This is a genomic window from Tatumella sp. JGM118 (assembly GCF_018257515.1).
In the GTDB taxonomy this organism is placed as follows: Bacteria; Pseudomonadota; Gammaproteobacteria; order Enterobacterales; family Enterobacteriaceae; genus Tatumella; species Tatumella terrea.
Map to the genome: position 1 here is coordinate 187,228 of NZ_JAERJR010000003.1, position 19,659 is coordinate 206,886.

At 55.1% G+C, this 19,659-nt stretch carries 18 protein-coding genes and 1 tRNA gene; 9 read left to right on the top strand and 10 right to left on the bottom strand.

Annotated elements, in window-relative coordinates:
• Positions 1-88 precede the first annotated feature (88 nt).
• Together radA and serB are read right to left on the bottom strand one after the other, a co-directional pair.
• Entirely contained in the window at positions 89-1,474 is a 1,386-nt protein-coding gene (gene radA, locus JK223_RS04975) for a DNA repair protein RadA (RefSeq protein WP_212713115.1), read from the bottom strand.
• A gap of 14 nt (positions 1,475-1,488) precedes the next feature.
• A complete protein-coding gene (gene serB, locus JK223_RS04980; protein ID WP_212713116.1) occupies positions 1,489-2,466 on the bottom strand; it encodes a phosphoserine phosphatase in 978 nt (325 codons plus the stop codon).
• Between the two features lie 119 nt (positions 2,467-2,585).
• Here serB and JK223_RS04985 point away from each other — a divergent pair, with 119 nt between their 5' ends.
• The 5 genes from JK223_RS04985 to JK223_RS05005 all read left to right on the top strand — a co-directional run bounded on the left by JK223_RS04985 (position 2,586) and on the right by JK223_RS05005 (position 7,687).
• Positions 2,586-3,317: a YtjB family periplasmic protein gene (locus JK223_RS04985; RefSeq protein WP_212713117.1), complete on the top strand. Its 732-nt coding sequence runs from the start codon at positions 2,586-2,588 to the stop codon at positions 3,315-3,317.
• A gap of 470 nt (positions 3,318-3,787) precedes the next feature.
• The gene (gene gloA / locus JK223_RS04990; protein WP_212713118.1) at positions 3,788-4,315 is read left to right on the top strand and encodes a lactoylglutathione lyase; all 528 of its coding nucleotides are present in this window, start codon (positions 3,788-3,790) and stop codon (positions 4,313-4,315) included.
• A 40-nt stretch (positions 4,316-4,355) separates the two neighbouring features.
• Positions 4,356-5,819: an aldehyde dehydrogenase family protein gene (locus JK223_RS04995; RefSeq protein ID WP_212713119.1), complete on the top strand. Its 1,464-nt coding sequence runs from the start codon at positions 4,356-4,358 to the stop codon at positions 5,817-5,819.
• A 73-nt stretch (positions 5,820-5,892) separates the two neighbouring features.
• Complete coding sequence (locus tag JK223_RS05000) at positions 5,893-6,786, top strand: AEC family transporter (protein ID WP_212713120.1); 894 nt, start codon at positions 5,893-5,895, stop codon at positions 6,784-6,786.
• 25 nt (positions 6,787-6,811) lie between these two features.
• The gene (locus tag JK223_RS05005; protein ID WP_212713121.1) at positions 6,812-7,687 is read left to right on the top strand and encodes a LysR family transcriptional regulator; all 876 of its coding nucleotides are present in this window, start codon (positions 6,812-6,814) and stop codon (positions 7,685-7,687) included.
• Positions 7,688-7,823: 136 nt separating this feature from the next.
• Here JK223_RS05005 and yjjG read toward each other — a convergent pair whose 3' ends face one another.
• The 3 genes from yjjG to JK223_RS05020 are packed head-to-tail and all read right to left on the bottom strand — an operon-like array spanning position 7,824 to position 9,359.
• Entirely contained in the window at positions 7,824-8,510 is a 687-nt protein-coding gene (gene yjjG / locus JK223_RS05010; protein ID WP_212713122.1) for a pyrimidine 5'-nucleotidase, read from the bottom strand.
• Positions 8,511-8,536: 26 nt separating this feature from the next.
• A complete protein-coding gene (rimI, locus tag JK223_RS05015; RefSeq protein WP_212713123.1) occupies positions 8,537-8,977 on the bottom strand; it encodes a ribosomal protein S18-alanine N-acetyltransferase in 441 nt (146 codons plus the stop codon).
• Positions 8,949-9,359 carry a DNA polymerase III subunit psi gene (locus JK223_RS05020; RefSeq protein ID WP_212713124.1) on the bottom strand — a complete coding sequence of 137 codons (411 nt, stop codon included), beginning with the start codon at positions 9,357-9,359 and terminating at the stop codon, positions 8,949-8,951. The genes rimI and JK223_RS05020 overlap by 29 nt, the downstream gene beginning before the upstream one ends.
• A 104-nt stretch (positions 9,360-9,463) precedes the next feature.
• Between JK223_RS05020 and rsmC the strand changes: the two genes are divergently transcribed.
• Together rsmC and JK223_RS05030 are read left to right on the top strand one after the other, a co-directional pair.
• Entirely contained in the window at positions 9,464-10,495 is a 1,032-nt protein-coding gene (gene rsmC, locus JK223_RS05025; RefSeq protein ID WP_212713125.1) for a 16S rRNA (guanine(1207)-N(2))-methyltransferase RsmC, read from the top strand.
• Positions 10,496-10,650: 155 nt separating this feature from the next.
• Positions 10,651-10,737: transfer RNA gene (locus JK223_RS05030), tRNA-Leu, on the top strand.
• Positions 10,738-10,856: 119 nt separating this feature from the next.
• Here the strand turns inward: JK223_RS05030 and JK223_RS05035 are convergent.
• Complete coding sequence (locus JK223_RS05035; protein ID WP_212713126.1) at positions 10,857-11,135, bottom strand: DUF1435 domain-containing protein; 279 nt, start codon at positions 11,133-11,135, stop codon at positions 10,857-10,859.
• A gap of 187 nt (positions 11,136-11,322) precedes the next feature.
• Between JK223_RS05035 and JK223_RS05040 the strand changes: the two genes are divergently transcribed.
• On the top strand, positions 11,323-11,781 hold the full coding sequence (locus tag JK223_RS05040) for a YbaK/EbsC family protein (RefSeq protein WP_212713127.1): 459 nt from the start codon (positions 11,323-11,325) through the stop codon (positions 11,779-11,781).
• 26 nt (positions 11,782-11,807) lie between these two features.
• Here JK223_RS05040 and JK223_RS05045 read toward each other — a convergent pair whose 3' ends face one another.
• From JK223_RS05045 to JK223_RS05060, 4 genes are all read right to left on the bottom strand, one after another.
• Positions 11,808-13,013, bottom strand: a complete 1,206-nt coding sequence (locus JK223_RS05045) for an MFS transporter (protein ID WP_249213482.1) — start codon at positions 13,011-13,013, stop codon at positions 11,808-11,810.
• A gap of 207 nt (positions 13,014-13,220) precedes the next feature.
• Entirely contained in the window at positions 13,221-14,231 is a 1,011-nt protein-coding gene (locus JK223_RS05050; protein ID WP_212713128.1) for a nucleoside hydrolase, read from the bottom strand.
• The gene (locus JK223_RS05055) at positions 14,212-15,276 is read right to left on the bottom strand and encodes a LacI family DNA-binding transcriptional regulator (RefSeq protein ID WP_212713129.1); all 1,065 of its coding nucleotides are present in this window, start codon (positions 15,274-15,276) and stop codon (positions 14,212-14,214) included. Before JK223_RS05055 ends, JK223_RS05050 begins: the two co-directional genes overlap by 20 nt.
• A 47-nt stretch (positions 15,277-15,323) precedes the next feature.
• A complete protein-coding gene (locus JK223_RS05060) occupies positions 15,324-16,694 on the bottom strand; it encodes an MFS transporter (RefSeq protein WP_212713130.1) in 1,371 nt (456 codons plus the stop codon).
• Positions 16,695-17,335: 641 nt separating this feature from the next.
• On the opposite strand from JK223_RS05060, the gene opgB reads away from it, so the two are divergent.
• Entirely contained in the window at positions 17,336-19,642 is a 2,307-nt protein-coding gene (gene opgB, locus JK223_RS05065; RefSeq protein ID WP_212713219.1) for a phosphatidylglycerol--membrane-oligosaccharide glycerophosphotransferase, read from the top strand.
• Positions 19,643-19,659 lie beyond the last annotated feature (17 nt).

Below are 19,659 nucleotides of genomic sequence, written 5' to 3' on the forward strand. Positions count from 1 at the left end.
ACTCTGCTCCGGGGACTGGCGCTGCAGGCTTAACTGCAACACTGAATACTGCAATTGAGCCTGAAAAAAGGCCGCTGTCTGTCCGGCCTCAGGCCAGTTCGTCGAAGATATCCAGCGCATCAGCCAGTTTTTTCACACTATAGACTTTCATCCCTTCCGGCGGCTTCTTCGGAACATTGGCCGCCGGAACGATCGCTCGCCGGAAGCCATGCTTGGCGGCTTCACTGATCCTTTCCTGGCCGCCAGGGACAGGGCGGATCTCACCGGCCAGCCCGACCTCACCAAAGATAACCAGATCCTGAGGCAACGGACGATCGCGCAGGCTGGAAACCAGCGCCAGCAATAACGCCAGGTCAGCACTGGTTTCGGTCACTTTCACCCCGCCGACCACATTGACAAATACGTCCTGGTCGGCCATTTGCAGGCCACCATGCCGGTGAAGCACCGCCAGTAAAATCGCCAGCCGGTTCTGTTCCAGACCCACGGCCACCCGTCGCGGGTTCCCCATCATCGAGTGGTCTACCAGCGCCTGAATTTCGACCAGCAAAGGACGCGTCCCTTCGCGGACTACGACGATTGAACTTCCGGAGGTCACTTCCTCACCGCGGGACAGAAAGATGGCGGAAGGATTACTCACCTCACGCATCCCTTGCCCGGTCATCGCGAATACACCCAGTTCATTCACCGCACCGAAACGGTTTTTATGACTGCGTAAGGTCCGGAAGCGGGAATCCGCATCACCATCCAGTAATACCGAACAGTCGATACAGTGTTCAAGCACCTTCGGGCCGGCCAGTGAGCCATCTTTAGTCACATGCCCGACCATAATGATGGCCACGCCCTGCAGTTTGGCAAAACGGGTCAGATACGCGGCCGTTTCTCTGACCTGCGCGACGCTGCCGGGGGATGACTGAACATCCGCCATATGCATCACCTGGATAGAATCGATCACCATCAGGCCGGGTTTCTCTTCGCCGGCAATCTGGCAGATTTGCTCAATGCTGGTTTCCGACAGCATATTCAGGTTTTCGGTCGGTAATCCCAGCCGGTGAGCACGCATCGCTACCTGCTGCAGGGACTCTTCACCGGTCACATACAACGTCTTCATCTGCTCTGACAACTTGCAAAGCGTCTGTAGCAGTAATGTGGATTTTCCGGCGCCCGGGCTGCCGCCGATCAGGATTGCGCTGCCGGGCACCACGCCGCCGCCTAATACCCGGTCGAACTCGATAAACCCGGTGGAGAAACGTGGCAAGGCCTCCAGACTGATTTCTGAAAGCTTCTGTACCTTAGACACTCCGGCGCTGCCGGCGTAACCGGATAACCGCTCACTGCGGGCAGCCGCAGGGGTAGAGGCGATACGCACCTCGGTAATACTATTCCATGCCTGACAGGCACTGCATTGCCCCTGCCAGCGGGGATAATCAGCGCCACATTCATTACAGACATAGGCACGTTTTGCCGCTTTGGCCAAAACTACTCCTCAGCTTATCGCTGTTCGTGGATCAAACTACCACTCAGAATACACAACACCCCGAGCAGGGATGCATTACGGATGCTGACCCGCGCCTTTTCATTCACCTTCGGCTTGGCATGGTACGCAATGCCTAACCCGGCGGCTTTCATCATCACCAGGTCGTTTGCACCGTCACCGATCGCCACCGTCTGCTGTGACGGGATCTCAAAACGTGCGGCCAGTTTTTCCAGCGTCACGGCTTTATATTTCGCATCCACGACCTGACCAATGACCTTACCGGTCAGACGCCCGTCAAAGATTTCCAGTTCGTTGGCAGCAACAGCCACCAGGTCCAGTTCATCGCGCAGGTAATCGGCAAAGAAGGTAAAACCGCCGGACGCTATCGCCACCTTCCAGTCATACTTCTGCAATTCACGCACCAGATAACGTAATCCCGGCATCAGCGGCAACTCATCACGCACCTGTCTGAGGATACCGGCATCGGCATCTTTCAGGGCGGCCACCCGCTGGCGCAGGCTTTCTTCAAAATCCAGTTCTCCGCGCATCGCGCGTTCTGTGACTTCCGCGACCTGTTCGCCACACCCTGCCAGTCTGGCGATTTCATCGATACATTCGATCTCTATCGCGGTGGAATCCATATCCATTACCAGTAACCCGGGGGTTTTCAGATGCGGGAGGTTACCTAAAGGAACGACATCCAGTCCGCTGTCATGGGCCAGTTTACTGGCTCTTGGTGTCAGCGAACCGGCAAGCCGGATGACCTGAACATCGTCAACAGACCAGCCACTGACGATAACCATCGCAGCCCCTAAACGGTGCTGATAATCGGTCAGTCGCTGTTTATCCAGCCCCTGTCCGTAAAGTAACCAGCCGGTACTCCCGGCACGATAATCCAGTGGCATCACTTCATCACCACTCAGAGATAAAGGCAGACCCGGCCATTGCGCAACATCCGCAGGCAGATCGCACCAGGTAAGACGGTTCGGCATCAGAACTCCTGTAGGGGGACAACAAAACCACGCAAGAGGCTACCCCGAGTGCAGCTATTCTGGCAACATAAACCATAAGTCATCTCGAATATTCACCTCAGGAATGAGATCCGCCGCCCATGGCACAGCAAAAAATAAAGATCAAACTGCACCGGACTGTCATTACGCTGGTCTGTCTGGCATTACTGGTATTACTGATGCAGGGAGCCTCCTGGTTTAGTCAGAATCACCAGAAAGTTCAGTCAACCCAGGCGGAGGAACTGGCTCAGACCCTTGCCCGGCAGGTCGCTTTTAGTCTCGAACCGCTAATGGATGACAGCAATGAACACCAGGCGCGTATCGATGCCATTTTAAAACAGCTGACCACCCAAAGCCGTATTCTGGATGCCTCACTCTATGACACAACCGGGGCCGTCATCGCAGAAAGCGGGGAGAATATTACCGTGCGTGACCGGCTGGCACTCGATGGCCAGCGGGCCGGCAGTTATTTCAGCCACCAGCTGGTCCAGCCCGTCATCGGAAAAAACGGGCCACTGGGTTTTCTGCGCATCACTCTGGACACACACGTGCTGGCGACCGAATCCCGGCAGGTGGATAACACCACCAATATCCTGCGACTGATGCTGTTGCTGGCGCTGGCGATCGGTCTGGTGCTGAGCCAGACACTGCTCAGGAACCGGCGGACCCACTGGCAGCAATCCCCCTTTCTGCTCACGGCCAGCCAGCCCGTCCCGCAGGAGGATCCGGAAGAAAATGCAGAGAAACCCGCAGCACCTGCGCGTCCGGCAGCAAAAAAACCGGCCACGCCGCAGCGATACCGGCCACGTAAAAAACGCCCTGCCGGTCGCTGACCGCCGGCCCCGACCGCCGCCGGACGGTTCCGGCGGCGGTCACTTGTCTGCCCTGCGCTGCCTGAGCCAGCCCCACCCCAGTCTTCAGCCTTCTCTTACTCTGACCTCCCCGGACGGCCCTTAGCCGACTGAGTCTGTTTCTCTCACCGCCGCTGCCTGCACTTATCTCCGGCACCCTCGCCCGGCGCTTGCTATCCGTCTGCAGTCCGCTGCTAAGCAGCCTGCTTCACCTTACTTCACTAAAAGTGAATAACTTTTTGCTAAAAAAGTTAATACCGTGCACTCCGGTTATCTGCCAGGCTTATCTCATCAGCCACGGGGAAGGAAGGAAACGCATCTCTTTGCGGGAACCGCAAAGCGGTGTTCGTCGTGCCTTCTCTCCCCCGCCGGGGTGACCGCGCAGAGCCTGAATACTCCTGCGTCGGTACTGATAAACACCCTGTTATTCATCAACGATGAGGGAATTGACCATGCCATTATCTGACTTAATTGATAAATACCGGATCAATGCGGGCGATAACCTGCTGGCCGCCGGCTATGTATTCAATCACACGATGATCCGCGTGAAAGACCTCCCGGTCGCTATTGATTTTTACAGTCGTGTTCTCGGGTTTGTTCCGGTCTATGAGGAACGCTTTGAAGAGGCAGCATTTACCATTGTTTACCTGGTCCGCCGACCCATTGCAGAAATTCCCCAGGACGACGAGGTTCTCAAAGAGTGGGTATTAAGCCAGCCAGGCGTACTTGAGCTGACCTGGAACCACGGTACCGAAAAAGACGCCGGATTCAGCTATCACGACGGTAACAGTGACCCGCAGGGGTTTGGCCATCTCTGCGTCACCGTGCCGGATGTCCGCAAGGCCTGTGAACGCTTTGAGCAGTTATCCGTGCCTTTTCGCAAAAAATTATCTGAAGGCCGGATGAAATACGTCGCGTTTATCAAAGACCCTGACGGCTACTGGATTGAGATCCTGCAACCCACCCCGCTTGCAGACTAACGTCTTCTTTTTATCTCTGTCCCTAAGCTAAGGAGTGTCTATGACTCACCTGTTTAAGCATCTGCTCCCTGAACAGCCCTCGCATTTTATCAATGGTCAGTGGGTTTCCGCGTCTGAAAGCGATGAGGTCCTTAACCCGTCGACCGGTAAAGTCATTACGCGGGTCGCCACCGGGGATAAAACAACCGTCGACCAGGCCGTCAGGCAGGCAGCGACAGCCCGGAAGCATTGGGCTAAAAAACCCCAGCCGGAGCGCGCAGCCTTCCTCGGGGCATGGATTGAGCAGGTTAAAGAACATGCTGAAGCACTGGCTCATCTGCTGGTGACCGAACAAGGTAAACCATTGAGTGAAGCCCGCGGTGAAGTGGAGATGGCACTCACCATGTTGCGTTACTCGGCAAGCTTTGCCTGGCGAAATCAGGGTGAAGTCCTGGCCGCCAGCGCCCCGGGACAACACTCCGTGACCCGTGAAGTCCCTCTGGGAGTGGTCGGGGCGATTACGCCCTGGAATTTCCCGCTCGCCCTGTTTATCCGTAAAACCGCTCCTGCCATCGTGGCCGGAAACACCATTGTGGTTAAACCCAGTGAGGTGACTCCCCTCAGTGCCCTGGCTCTGGCCACGCTGAGTCAGAAGGCGGGGATCCCGGCGGGTGTCATCAATGTGGTCTGCGGTACCGGACGCGTCGTTGGCGATGCGCTGGTAAAACATCCGGACATTGCACTGATTACCATGACCGGGTCTACCGGCGCCGGTAAACAGATAATGAAAAATGCCGCGGAGAAAGTGATCCCGGTATCACTGGAACTGGGAGGCAAAGCCCCCTTCATTGTAATGAACGATGCCGATATTGAGCGGGCCGCTACCGATGCCCTGAATGCGCGGATGTCAAACTGCGGTCAGGTCTGTATCTGTAACGAACGAACTTATGTGCAGCGCGGGGTTTATGACGCTTTTATTCAGGCACTACTGAAAGCGGCCGCCGGCGTGGTGGTGGGTGATCCGATGGCAGAATCGACAACCGTCGGCCCTAAAGTCTCTGTTCCGGAAAAAGAACATGTGGAAGCGCTGATGAAGGAAACGCTGCAGGAAGGAGGCAAAGTGATATGGCAGGCGGAATTACCCCGCGACCCTGAACTGCAGGGAGGGAACTGGGTGGCTCCCGCCATCGTCACCGATCTGCCGGATAATGCGCGTATCCTGCGGGAAGAAGTCTTTGGTCCGATATTGCCGGTGGTCGTCTTTGATACGCCTGAGGAAGTGATTGAGAAGGCCAATGACTCTGAATACGGACTCAGCTCTTATCTCTATACCCGAGATCTGTCGGTTGCACTGACCCTGTCTGACGCCCTGGAGTACGGTGAAGTGTATATCAACCGTCACGGGCCTGAGGAGATCAACGGCTTCCATGCGGGCTGGAAACTCTCCGGCCTGGGGGGCGACGATGGCGAACACGGCTATCAGTTATACGTAAAACGTAAAACCGTCTATATCGACTATCACTAATCGCACGCGGGGAGTGCCTCTCCCCGCCTGGCGGTAACGCCCGCGACCGTGCAATATCATGACAGGAACGCCCATGAATATGTTACTGGTCCTCTGTCTGCTGATTGGCGCAGGTGTCCGCTGTACGGGACGCTATCCTCAGCAACTGGTGCCTTCAGTAAACTGGTGGCTTATCACCATTGCACTGCCCTGCGTTATTCTGACATTGATTCCGCACACCCGCATTGACACTTCCGGTCTGTTTCCGGTACTGAGTATGTGGGTGGTCTTTCTGGGGGCTGTGGCGGTTGCCCTGCTGGCATGGCGTTTCGCGGGCTGGTCACGGGAAGTGTGTGGCGTACTGGTCTTAGTGGCCGGTATCGGCAATACCTCCTTTATGGGTTTCCCGGTGATCTCCGGCTACTACGGGGCTGACGGGCTGAAAATAGCGGTTATCGCCGACCAGTTAGGCAGTTTTATTATTCTGTCCACCGCAGGTGTGGTGACGATGGCGTTCTGCTCAGGAAGCGGAGTCAGCCTGCGCAGTGTAGCCACACGAATTGCGACCTTCCCGCCGTTTATCGCGCTTATCGTCAGCCTCGCGCTCAAACCTTTTGGCGGACTGCCGGAAATACTTCAGACCCCGCTGGCCACTATCGGGGCCACGATGACGCCACTGGCGCTGTTCAGCACCGGTTTACAAATCCGGCTTCGTCCTCCGCGTCTGTTGCTCGGCCCCCTGATCACCGGGACCTGCTGGAAACTGATTGCCGCTCCGGCCCTGGTCTGGTTGTTATCCACCGGTTTTTCCTCACTCAGCCATCAGGTTGTCAGTGTGTCACTGTTACAGGCCGGCATGGCGCCGATGATAGCGGCCGCCATGATGGCACAACGGGCAGGGCTCAGACCGGAACTGGCCAATGCCCTGCAAAGTTACGGTATCCTGTTTTCATTCATCACGCTGGCCGCCTGGCACAGCGTTTTATAGCGATTATGTGTATGACGGAGTCAGCATGCTATTAAAACTGCATCAGTTAAGTTTTTTCTGCGCACTGGTGGAAGAAGGCAGTATCGCGGCCGCGGCAGATCGGATGTGCTGTGTTCCGTCCAATGTCAGTACCCGCATTAAAGAACTGGAAGCCAGCCTGGAAGTACCCCTGGTTAACCGTGACAAACAGCGTCTGACACTGACGCCGGAAGGTCGGGCTTTTTATCCGCAGGCACAGCAGTTGCTGGAGCAGAGCCGGCAGTGCCGGACCTTTTTCCGCCACGCCTTGTTGCAGGGAACACTCCGGCTCGGGGTGCTGGACGTGGCACTGAAAGGCCGCTTACAGGCACCAGTCATCCGTTTTATGCAGCAGAACCCTCAGGTACAGATTAATATTTGCTGTGATTCGTCATTACCGCTGATGGAGAGATTACTTCGCGGGGATCTGGATATGATTCTGGTCGATGGTCCGGTTCAGCATCCGGCGCTGAAAACCCATTTTTTCGCGCCGGAAAGCCTGTCGCTGGTCACCCATCTGGCGGATCAGCAGCAGTTTAAGGCTCAGGCCGCAGGGCTGACCTTATTCAGCTTCGGTGAAAGCTGTTTCTACTATCTGCTGGCTCGTCAGTGGCTAAGCCAGCAGGAACTGAGCTATTCACGGCAGTCGGATATTGAGTCCTATGACCTGATACTGAATGCCGTGCGCCAGGGACTGGGGTTTACCGTCATGCCACAGACGTTTATTGCCGGTAACCCCGCGCTGGACGGGCTTTATCACTTTCCGCTGGATGACCTGCCACCCTGCGACATCTACCTGGCAGCGCCGGCCAACGAACAGTCAGCGCTGGCGCAGACCTTTTATCGCCATCTGCTTTCCGATGCGGACGGCAGCCTGTCTTAACCGTCCGCCATCGGTTCTCAGCCACGGCCGGTTAATAACTGCTGCAACCCGGCCAGGTTCTGTACCTTCCAGGTCGGGTGGATCGTGTCCGGCAGAGTCCGGACGGCAGCCTGTCTTAACCGTCCGGCATCGGTTCTCAGCCGCGGCCAGTTAATAACTGCTGCAACCCGGCCAGGTTCTGTACCTGCCAGGTCGGGTGGATCGTGTCCGGCAGAGTCCGGACGCCATGATCTAACCAGCAGGTTTTCATTCCGGCCTTGATGCCCCCCAGAATATCCGATTCCGGAGTGTCCCCGACCATCAGTACCCGCTCCGGGGCCGGATTACCTAACAGTTTCAGGGTATGTTCGAAAATCACAGGATCCGGTTTTGCTACGCCGACCTGCTCAGAAATGACCAGCGCATCAAAATACTCACCGAATCCGGTACGCTGCAGACGGGCCTGCTGTAATGCCGTGAACCCGTTGGTGATGATAGCCAGCCGGACCTTGCCTTTTACGCTGTCGAGTAATGCCGCTGCCCCCTCCAGTGGCTGACAGATCTCCGCCATCGCCAGCAGGAAGTTATGGTTCAGCGTTTCCGCAGACACATTCAGACGGGTGGCCCAGGGAATAAAACGGCGGGTCTGCAACTGAGCCGCAGTGATTTTTCCGTCCTGATAATCGACCCAGAGGGGTTTATTGACCGCCTGATAAGCCTGATAGTCATCTGCAGAAAAAACAACATCATAAGCCTGAAACATCCTCTGTAACCCCTGAAAGGCATCAAAAGCAAACAGTGTTTCATCGGCATCGAAAATGATGCAATCCAGAGTATTAAGCATGAAATCTCCGCGAAATTGGGTGCTGATTACAAGACCAGCGCCATGAGAAGAGCATCTTCACGACCGGTCGCCGTCGGATAGTAACGCGCCCGGCGGGAGACCTGGTTAAATCCCATCTGTTCATAGAGCGCAATCGCGGCGGCATTGGACTCACGAACTTCCAGCCACAGGGTCAGTACACCGCGCTCTGTCAGCAAGGCCACCAGATGTTCGAGCAGTTGTTTTCCGAACCCCCGACGCTGGAATTGCGGGTCGACCGCAATATTAAATAGCGAAGCTTCGTCGAGGACTATCTGAGTAATGGCAAATCCTGCCATTTTTCCGTCGGCGTCCAGCCGCAGATTGAGGTAACGCTCACCGTGATTGCCGGCAAAGGTTTCAGCCGACCAGGGAAAGGCGTGGCTGCGCTGCTCTATCGCCAGCGCCAGCGCCTGATCTTCAGGCGCGAGAAAAGAAATGACTGTCATAAGTTGTTATCTGTTGCCACAGGTTACGTTTCGCTTCGCTGTTATCAATAAGTTCTGCCAGTGGCGGCGTGGTCAGTTGCACCCCGGCATACTGTTTTTCGGCCGGAACCCCCAGAAGCCACAGGGCACAAGGCACCGGCGCCGGCAGCATAGAAAGTTGCCGCTCTGTCAGTATTAATAACTGATGTTCATTAAGGTCCAGAGTACGCAACACGTCCTGCATAAATGCAGGTGTCAGAGAGAGTGTCTCTGAGGTGACAATCACCAGCCGGGTTTCCGCGCGCAGACGAACAGCCACCTCCCCCCGGAGCACCCGTGGGCGATGTAAACGATATTGCGTAATACCCATCTGCTGTAATAACCAGTCGCGCCTGCCTGCCATGCATTTATCCGTCCTGAAGAAGATTGCGTGTCTATGCTAGCAAACCCATCGTACATGCGCCAACAAACCACTATAATCATCCGGCTTAAGAATAAGGAGCCAACATGTCCGTATATACACCGGCCAGTGAAGTCATACTGCGCCACAGTGAAGAATTCGAAACCCGTCATGTTTTATTTGCCGGGGACCTGCAGGATGACCTGCCCGCCCATCTGGTGACGGCTTCCCGCAAAGTTCATACCCAGCAATATCACCACTGGCAAAAACTGAGCCAGCTGATGGGTGAAGATGCCAGCTTCAGCCTGGCGGCCGATGCCGCTATGGTCAACGGCTGCGACACTCTGGTGTATTACTGGCCGAAAAATAAGCCGGAAGCCCGTTTTCAGTTACAGAATCTGCTGTCCCTGCTGCCCGTCGGTTGCGATATCTTCGTGATCGGCGAAAACCGCAGCGGCGTCCGTAGCGCAGAAACCCTGCTGGCCCCGTGGGCCCGGTTAGAGAAAATCGACAGCGCCCGCCGCTGTGGTCTGTATCACGGCCAGCTGGAAACTCAGCCGGCATTCGATATCGCTGAATTCCGGGAGCAATACCAGACAGAGACCCTGACCATTGATACTCTCCCGGGCGTCTTCAGCCGCGATGGCCTGGATAACGGCAGTGCGCTGCTGCTTTCCACCCTGACACCACATACCAAAGGCAAAGTGCTGGATATGGGATGCGGTGCGGGCGTGCTCTCGGTGGCTCTGGCAAAACATTCACCGAAAGTCCGTCTGTGGCTGACCGATGTGAATGCCGCCGCCCTGGCCGCCAGTGAAGCGACGTTAGCGTCAAACGGTGTGGAAGGTGAAGTGTTCGCCAGTAACGTTTTCTCAGACGTCAGTGGCCGTTTCGATATGATCATCTCTAACCCGCCGTTCCATGACGGATTACAGACCAGCCTGGACGCGGCCTCAGCATTGATCCGCGGTGCAGCAAAACACCTGAATACCGGCGGTGAACTGCGTATTGTGGCGAATGCCTTCCTCCCGTACCCGCAAATTCTGGAAGAGACCTTCGGTAATCACGAGATACTGGCGCAGACCGGCAAATTCCGCGTGTACCGCAGCGTATACGGACGGGGCAGCCGGGCGAAATAATACCGGCGGCTGACCCGCGTCTGCCGGCCACCGCAGCGTCTGCTGGTTTTTACAGCAGTCACACTCCGCTCAGCGAAATATCAGTTGACGCGGGGTGTAAAATCTCTACAATGCGCCTCCGTGGTAACAATACAATCTTTTTGTATTGATGGTATGCGAAGGTGGCGGAATTGGTAGACGCGCTAGCTTCAGGTGTTAGTGTCTTAACGGACGTGAGGGTTCAAGTCCCTCTCTTCGCACCACGTTGTCTTCTCTGCTAAACCTTTCTGTTATCCCGCGTGCTGTTTCTGTTATTTCCCGTTTTTATCCTTACTTCACAGCTATCGTGATCCCCTTTGATGCTTTGCTTATCCGGTACCCGCTAAGGGAAATTCACCACCATTGCGGCTACACTGCCGGAAACGACCAGACAGGCAGGCAGTAACAGGTAATGACGTAAACGGGGATGCAATAACATCACCAGCGTCAGTATCAACGCCATCAGCATAATGATCCGCCATTGCTCAAACCCGGGATGCCAGAGCGCAAAGACCGGCATTGCCGCACAGGGCAGCAAAACGCCCCAGCCGCTGTCGATCTTTTTGCCCATCATCCAGCTGAATATCCACAACGATCCTGACGCTACCATCGCCATTTCCATCAATAAACCCTCTTAACGAGAATGATTTTCACTATCATATGATAGTAGTTATCATTTTCAACTTATTTTATGCTTCCTGAGCACAAAAAAGTTTTTTCACCAAACCCGGTGTAATTTCCCGCAGAAGCGTTTACAGCCTCCTCCGCTTATGGCAATTTTTAAATCTGAAAAATTCCTGGAGAATAAAATGAGTCTGCAGTCGGTACAGCAGTTCTTTGCTGAGCATGCCCCGGATATTGAAGTCATAGAAGCCGCAGAAAGTACCGCGACTGTCGATATGGCAGCCCGGGTCCATCGGGTCGAACCCGGACAAATTGCGAAGACCCTGTCACTGAAAGTGAAGCAGGAAATTATTCTGGTTGTGATGAGCGGAAACGCACGGCTGGATAACAAAAAGCTCAGAGCCACCCTGGGGGCCAAAGCCAGGATGCTCAGTGTGGATGAGGTTATCAATGCGACCGGGCATCCGGTCGGCGGGGTCTGCCCTTTCGGGCTGGAGAATCCGTTAACGATCTATTGTGATGTTTCGCTGCAGGCATTCAGCGAAGTGCTGCCCGCCGCCGGCAGCACACATAGCTGCGTGCGTATCACCCCACAGCGCATGGCAGAACTGACGGAAGCCCGCTGGGTGGATGTCAGCCAGTAACGCCCCCGGCGGCCCGGGGGCCGCCGTTATTCTTTGCCGGTGATCGTCATCCCCCGGGTTTCTTTGCCCAGCGCGGTCAGCAGACAAATCAGTACCGCCACCACTCCGGCGACCAGAGCCATACTCAGTCCGTAATTTCCACCGTGGGCAGAGGCGATACCCGACTGCAACGTCGCATTCACCGAGGCTATCAGATTACCGGACTGATAGACGAAGCCCGGGAGGACGGCACGGGCATTCGCCGGTACCAGTTCGGTCAGCCAGGTCGGGATCACTCCCCAGGCTCCCTGCACCATAAACTGCATTAAAAATGCCCCCAGACCAATCATCCAGGACCCCGATGAAAATGCCCACAGAGGCAGGACCGGCAGTGCCAGAAACGAGGCCAGCATAATTGCTTTTTTACGGCCAATCTTCTCAGAAAGTAAACCAAAGCCGATCCCCCCCGCCATGGCCGCGATGTTATAGCTGATGGCGATCACACTGATAGTATGAGCATCAAACTGATGCTGTATTTTCAGGAAAGTCGGATATAAATCCTGCGTCCCGTGGCTGAAGAAATTGAAGCAGGCCATCAGTAACACCAGATAAAGACATAACCTGGCATGCTGTCTGATGATCGGTAATAACGCATACTTTTCGGCTTTCGCTTTCGACGCCAGCCAGACCGGGGATTCAGGCACCCTGAAATAGATAAACGGCAGGAGCAGCACCGGCGCAGTCCCGACCAGAAACATGCCCCGCCAGCCGAGCAGCGTATAGCAGAGCCCGAAGATCACCGAGGCCAGCAGATAACCGCAGGGATAACCGGCCTGAAAGACTCCGGACATCAGACCGCGTGAGCGATCCGGGATCGTCTCCATCGCCAGTGAGGAGGCGACGCCCCAGATACCTCCCATGGCTACACCGTAAAGCCCCCGGAAAATCAGGAATGCGGTAAAGGTCGGAGACCAGGCCGATAACAGCTCAAACAGCGAGAACATCACGATATTCAGCATCAGTATCGGCCGGCGACCATACTTTTCCGCCAGCCAGCCAAATAACAGAGCCCCTGCCGGTCTTACCGCCAGTGTCAGCATGATCGCCAGCGAAACTTCCGTCATACTGCGATGGAAATAGTCCGCCAGATCACTGAGGACGAAGACAAGGATAAAAAAATCGAAGGCATCCAGCATCCAGCTGGTGAAACAGGCAAAAGCGACATTCTTTTGTGTAGCGGTCCAGTGGAGCATGGCAGAGATCCTTGCCGGTCCCGTTGCACAGCGCTTAACAGTGCCGGGCAGAGGGAGCAGTCACAGAGCAGCAGGTATGTGTTTAGTTTGTTATATATTTTTATATAGCATGTAAAAAACAAACCGCATGACAGAACCTGCGCCAGCTCACTGTATCAGTTGTAAGAAAGTATATTTATCGCGAAAGTCCGGCGGCAGATGACACCGTCAGGACATTCGCCGGGACATGTCCGCCGCCGCCGGAGGGCTGAGCACACGTTCCAGCAGACGAAGTAACAAGGCGTTGTTGACCGAGGTCAGAATACGGATGTCAGCCCCCTCTTCGGGATCGATCCCTACCCCTACACGCAGGGGTGGCCGGTAACGCCAGCTTTTACCCCGCGTCAGGCCAGGGCGTATCTCAATACCGGCACGAAAATTCTCTGCGGTTGCCACCTGCGGATCCAGCAGCCACGCCACCACCAGCACATCATGGATCCAGCTTCCCCCGGGATGCCGGGTGAGCATTGAATAGGTTATCCAGGGCGTCAGCGTGTCACGCACAAACAGGGCCAGCGGCGAAGATCCGGCCGTGATCCGCTGTAAGTCTTTCCGGGTCAGCAACGTATTCACCGTTACATCCATCGGAACCAGCGTAATTTTTGCCCCGCAGTTCAGCACCAGAGAGGCGGCTTCCGGGTCCAGACCAAAATTGGTGTCTTTAATATAATCGTCCAGGTGAAAGACACCGCCCATAATAATAATTTCTGCCACCGCACCGGCCATCTTCGGAAAACGCTGTAACGCATGGGCAATATTGGTCAGCGGCCCCAGTGCCAGCAGGGTTATCTCTCCCGGCGAGGCACAGATACATTCGGCCATCCGTTCTGCGGCATGACGTGGATACTCTGACAACCGTGCCGGCGGGCGGACGGAATCCCACAAATACCCGAGAGAAAGAGCCTCGACCCGTGTGTCCAGCTGGCGACGCCACTCTTCTTCCGGTTCACAGAGCGCGCGCTCAGCACCACAATAGACCGGCACCGTTAAGCCGCAACGCCGGACCAGATCGGTTACCACCCGGGCGCCGGTCGCGGCCGGAGTATTCCCGCTGACAGTGGTGACCATCTCTACCTGCAGATCCGCCGAGGCCAGCGCCAGCGCGAGGGCTAAACCATCATCCGTATTGGCCCCCGCGATCCCGTTTCCGGGGTCACAATCAATAATTATCCGTTGCATTTTTTCGCAGACCTGGCTGAAGTGAAGGAGAACCGGCAGGACACCCGCAGGACTCGCCGGGTTCCAGAAAATGCCGGATGTCATGCAACCCGCCCCCGGCCTGCCACTCATGGAGCAGACGGATGGCCGTCGCCGCAATTTCAGCAATCGGCTGACGGACAGAGGTCAGTGAAGGCAGATGGTAAGCGCCCTGATCCGTCCCGTTAAAACCGACAATGGCCAGATCATCCGGTACCCGAATCCCTTGCTGATGAAAGGCCCGCAGACTGCCTATCGCCATTTGTTCATTACAGACAAACAGCGCCCGCGGGCACCCCGGGCCGGACAGCAGATGCAATGCTGCCTGATATCCGCCCTGACGCGTATAATCTGCCGGCACCACCCAGTGCGGGTTAACCGCCAGCCCGGCATGTTCCATCGCGTCACGCCAGCCCTGTAAACGGTCACGGGTATTCAGCATCCAGGCAGGTCCGGTAATGATCCCGACTTCCCGGTAGCCATGGCTCAACAGATGTGCCGTCGCTTCTCTGGCGGCCTGCCGTTCATCCATCCGTAAGACCGAAACCCCCGGTCCCGGCTCGACACCGTCCAGCATGATCACCGGTGTTCCGCTGCGACGGATAATCTCCGTGTGCGGCTGACGGTCAGCACTGATATAGATCAGTCCGTCGACCTGGCGGTTCAGTAATCCCTGAATGATGTCCTGCTCCCGCTGACCGTCATCTCCGGAATCCCCCAGCAGCATGACGTGACCGTAACGCATCGACTCCTGGAGTAATTCATGAGCCAGAGACGCGATAAACGGGTTAGAAATATCCGGAACCACCACCCCGAATGTACGGGTGGTTCCGGAAGCCAGCGCACGGGCAATACTGTTGGGTTGATAGCCCGTCTGGCGAATAGCCTGCAGTACCCGTTCCCGTGTCGCCTCTGCCACCGGGCGCGGTCCGTTATTAATCACATAACTGACCACCGCCACCGATGTCCCGGCCAGGCTGGCAACCTCTTCCCGCGTCACTCTTCGCTGAGTTAACCGTTTACCCACACACTCTCCTGTTTTCTCCGGCCGGATATCCGCCCCGGGCCAGTCCTCTAAATTGCGTCATCCGGTAAATTCAGGTCCCGGCCCCGGGTTTCCGGGGCAATAAAGGTCGTCACAAAACCGATACCCGCCATCAGCGTAAAATAGACCGCTATCGCCCACCAGTGCCCGAAACAGGATAACAGTGCTGCGGCCACCAGCGGGGCTGTTCCGCCGGAAATAATGGACCCCAGTTCTTTGGCCACGGCCATTTTGCTATAGCGATGTGTAACGCCAAATAACTCCACCCCCCATGCAGCCTGGACCCCGTAAATGCCCAGGGAAGCCAGAGCCATTCCGACAACAATGGTCGAAATCACAATCCAGGGCTGATGACTGTCCAGCAACGTGAACGCTGGCCAGGCATAGATCATTAATAACAGACAAAAGAGACGATAGAGTTTACGGCGACCATAGCGGTCAGACAGCCAGCCGGCCAGAGGGATCACCAAAAAGCCCAGTACAGAGGCGATAAAAACGGCGGTCGTCGGCACGGATTTATCCATCATCAGTACTCTGGCGACATAACCGACCATAAATCCCTGCGCCAGATACGAAGGACCATTTTCACCAATTCTCAGACCCATCATGACCCAGAAGGCTTTACCGGGGCCGCGAGGCTTCCTGTCGCTCAGTGAGGCCGTGTGCAGGGTTTGCTGGCGTTCTGCCATCAGGGTTTTCCGGCGTTGCTCAAAGACCGGGGTTTCCCGGACCGAACGCCGCATCCACAGTGCCCCAAGCGCAATCAGGAAACTGCACAAAAACGGGATCCGCCATCCCCAACTGATCAGGCTTTGATGGTCGAGCTGAACCACCAGTAACCAGACGACAGAAGCTATCAGGGTGCCACTGTTAGACCCCAGGGCAATCACCGAAGAGACCAGTCCGCGCCTTGCCGGTGGGGCGTATTCTCCCAGCATAACCGTTCCCCCGGACAGCTCAGCCCCGGCCCCCAACCCCTGGGTAAAACGCAATATCACCAGGCAGGCCGGTGCCCAGAAACCGATAGTCCGGTAATCCGGAATAAGCCCTATCAGCATGGTAGACAGCCCCATCAGCAGGATAGTGATCACCATGACCGATTTACGCCCGTGACGATCCCCCAGCCAGCCAAAGAACAGTGCCCCGATGGGCCTGGCAATAAAACCCACCGACCAGGTGGCAAAACTGGACAGCAGCGCCATGGCAGGGGTGACCTCAGGGAAAAAGACATCCCCGAAGATAATACCGGCAGCTAAGCCGTAGAGTGCGAAGTCAGCATATTCCATCGCGGTGCCCAGCCAGCAGGAAAACGTTGCGCGCCGGAAATCACGGCGGGCTTCTCTCTCTTCTGCCAGGATCAGCAAGGGGTGACGGGTCTGATGCCCGGGAGGATGTGTCATAACTCAGTACTCCCTATCGGTCGGTTCAGAAAGTGGCTTTCTGCAGTACTGAGTGAAAAACGCCCACAGTACGCAATGGCTCTCCGGCATACGGAGATCAGAAGAAATTCCCTGGTGTCGGAATATTCGCTTGTCATTTGTGCCAGTCTTAGATGACTAATCATTTAAATGTTACAAGAGCAACTGAATGACCGGATTGCACCGATTTTTCGTGGGCGTTTTTCGGCAGGAATTTTATCTACGCGCGTAGATAAATCAAGAAAAAACGCACAGAAAATCCATTGTGTTTTATAATCCTCAGACGTTTTCCTGTTTCAAATGAATTAATCATTCGGTTATTGAGAGTAAAATCACATTGTTAGTGCAGAAAGACGGTAATTAGCCCCTGCACTGCAGAGGAAATTAGCGTAAAGATATGTCAGTAATATGACACCCTTCCTGCATAGTCACGAACGAAAAAGGGTTTTTTATCTCAGCTTCGCGACCTGGTTCAAAAAAAATATTTTAAATAAAGAGAAAAACATTGTCCTAACCCCCGGAAAATAGCACATTGCCCGGCATAAAAATCTGACACGGCCACCGGGCACCTTCCGGTCATTGGCCCCCGGCCCCTGGCCGCCACCTACGCTTTACAGGAGAGCATTTTGGTTTCAGAGCTTATTTCATCAGGACTTTTTGCGGCCTCGGTCATTATTTACGCCCGTAAAGCCGGCCGTCACCGGCTCTGGTTTGTTATTATTACTCTGCTGCTGATGAGCTTTCTGCTGCTGAATGCGACATTATTTGCCAGTAATTACTTTACCGGCAACGGAATAACCGAAGCCGTTATTTATACTCTGACAAATAACCTGACCGGAGCCGGTACCGGACGCTATCTATTACCCGCCGCTGCGTTACTCCTCGCTATCGTACTCATTTTTCTGGTATTGACCCGTATTCTGCGGAATAAAAATCATCAGCACCATTTCGGCTGGAGTATTTTTGCCTGTCTGCTGGCCGGTCTTTCCATTAATACCAGTCCGGCCTATCAGCAGATAAAGACCCTGATTGCCTCGCACTCTTTCCAGGAAGGGTCTGATTTCGATGACTATTATAAAATCCCTGACAGCACGATTAAAAAACCTCACCTGAATCTGGTCTATATCTATGCAGAAAGTCTGGAAAGAACGTATTTCAACCAGCAGGCCTTCCCGGATCTTGCCCCGGAGCTGATCCGGCAAATGCAGTCAGGCATCGATTTCACATCCACCGCACAGTTACCCGGCACCGACTATACCATCGCCGGCATGGTCGCTTCGCAGTGCGGGATCCCTCTGTTTGCCCCGTTTGAAGGGAATGCATCGTCTTCGCTTTCCAGTTTTTATCCGCAAAATATCTGCCTCGGCGATATTCTGAAAAATTCCGGTTACCAGAACTGGTTTATTCAGGGCGCCGATTTACGCTTTGGCGGAAAAGATGTCTTCCTGCGCTCTCATGGATTTGAAACGCAGCATATGGAAGGCTCGGAAGAGCTAAAAACGCAGGTCGCGGACCCCGGCTACCGGAATAACTGGGGGTTTTATGACGATACCGTGCTGGATAAAGTTTTCGATAAATACCAGCAACTGTCGGCGCAGAATCAACGCTTTGCTCTGTTTGCGCTGACTGTCGATACCCATCATCCGGATGGTTTTATCTCTGCGTCCTGTCAGCGGAAAACCTATCCTTACGAGGGGAAAAATAATCTCTCCTTCAGTGCGGTGGCTTGCTCTCAGGAACACATCGCGCGACTGATCGCACGGATAAAGCAATCCCCCGGCTTTAAAAACACGGTCATTGTTGTCGGGTCAGATCACCTGGCGATGAATAATACGGCCTACCGTTACCTGACCCGCTATCCTCGTCACGATACGTTCTTTGTGATCCGCGGCGATAAGCCTGATGCCGTTACCCTGAACAACAAACGTAATACGATGGATAATGGTGCTACCGTACTGGATATCCTGGGCGGCGATAATTTTATCGGTCTGGGACGCAGTACGCTTTCCGGAACTTCTCTGTCAGAGGTGTTTGATAACCTGTCGCAGAAAGTACTGCAGTGGAAGCCGGATATTATTCAGCTCTGGAACTTCCCCCGGAAAATAGATCACTTCACCGTCGATCAGCAGAAAAATACCCTGAGTTTTTCCGGCTCCACCTTCCGGTTGCCGGTGCTGATTAAAGTCGATGCCGACAAAGTCGAGCCTATTCCTGAAGGCGTCTATGCTGAAACTCTGACTGCACGGCTTAGCCGGTTTGCGGCCGGGGATAAATTTGTCTGGATCGATAAATGTTATAAAGCCGGCCGTCTGTGGGCACCCTCGCTGGCATTGAGCGATGCGCTTTGTTATACCCACGGCCAGTTAGGAGGGACACCGGAGGTGACCGAACTCGGGAGCGGTCTCTTCCAGGGCAAGGTGGTTTTCACACCGGCACTTCCTTCGGCAGACCTCTATCAGCAGGCGATCTCTCTGTTGAAAATGCCCGACAACGCTATCCGCTACCCGTCGGCCGTCTATCTTTTTAACCTGCCAGGTGCGCCGGAGTCCGTTATGTCCTTCAGTGGCTTGTCAAGAAACGAGAATTGGGGTCGCTGGTCCAATGCGAATCTTGCCCCGGCCGTGACACTGACCTATAAAATGCCTCTGCCGGCGACATTCACGCTGCGGATCACCGCCAAAGGTTTTGGCCCGAATATCGGCAAGCCAGTGAAGGTGACGGTCGGTGATCAGCAACAGACCTTTATTCCGACGGCGACATTCGCAGAGTATCAGTTGCATTTCACGCCGCCGGCAGGCAGCCGTGTTATTACCCTGACCCCGCCGGAACCTACAGAAAGTATGCTGGATAATATTATCGGACAGGATCCGCGTAAACTGGGGATAGGCTTACAGTCATTACAGATCATCACCGGGGACGGTCAGCCCTGACAGGCAGGCGTGTTCAG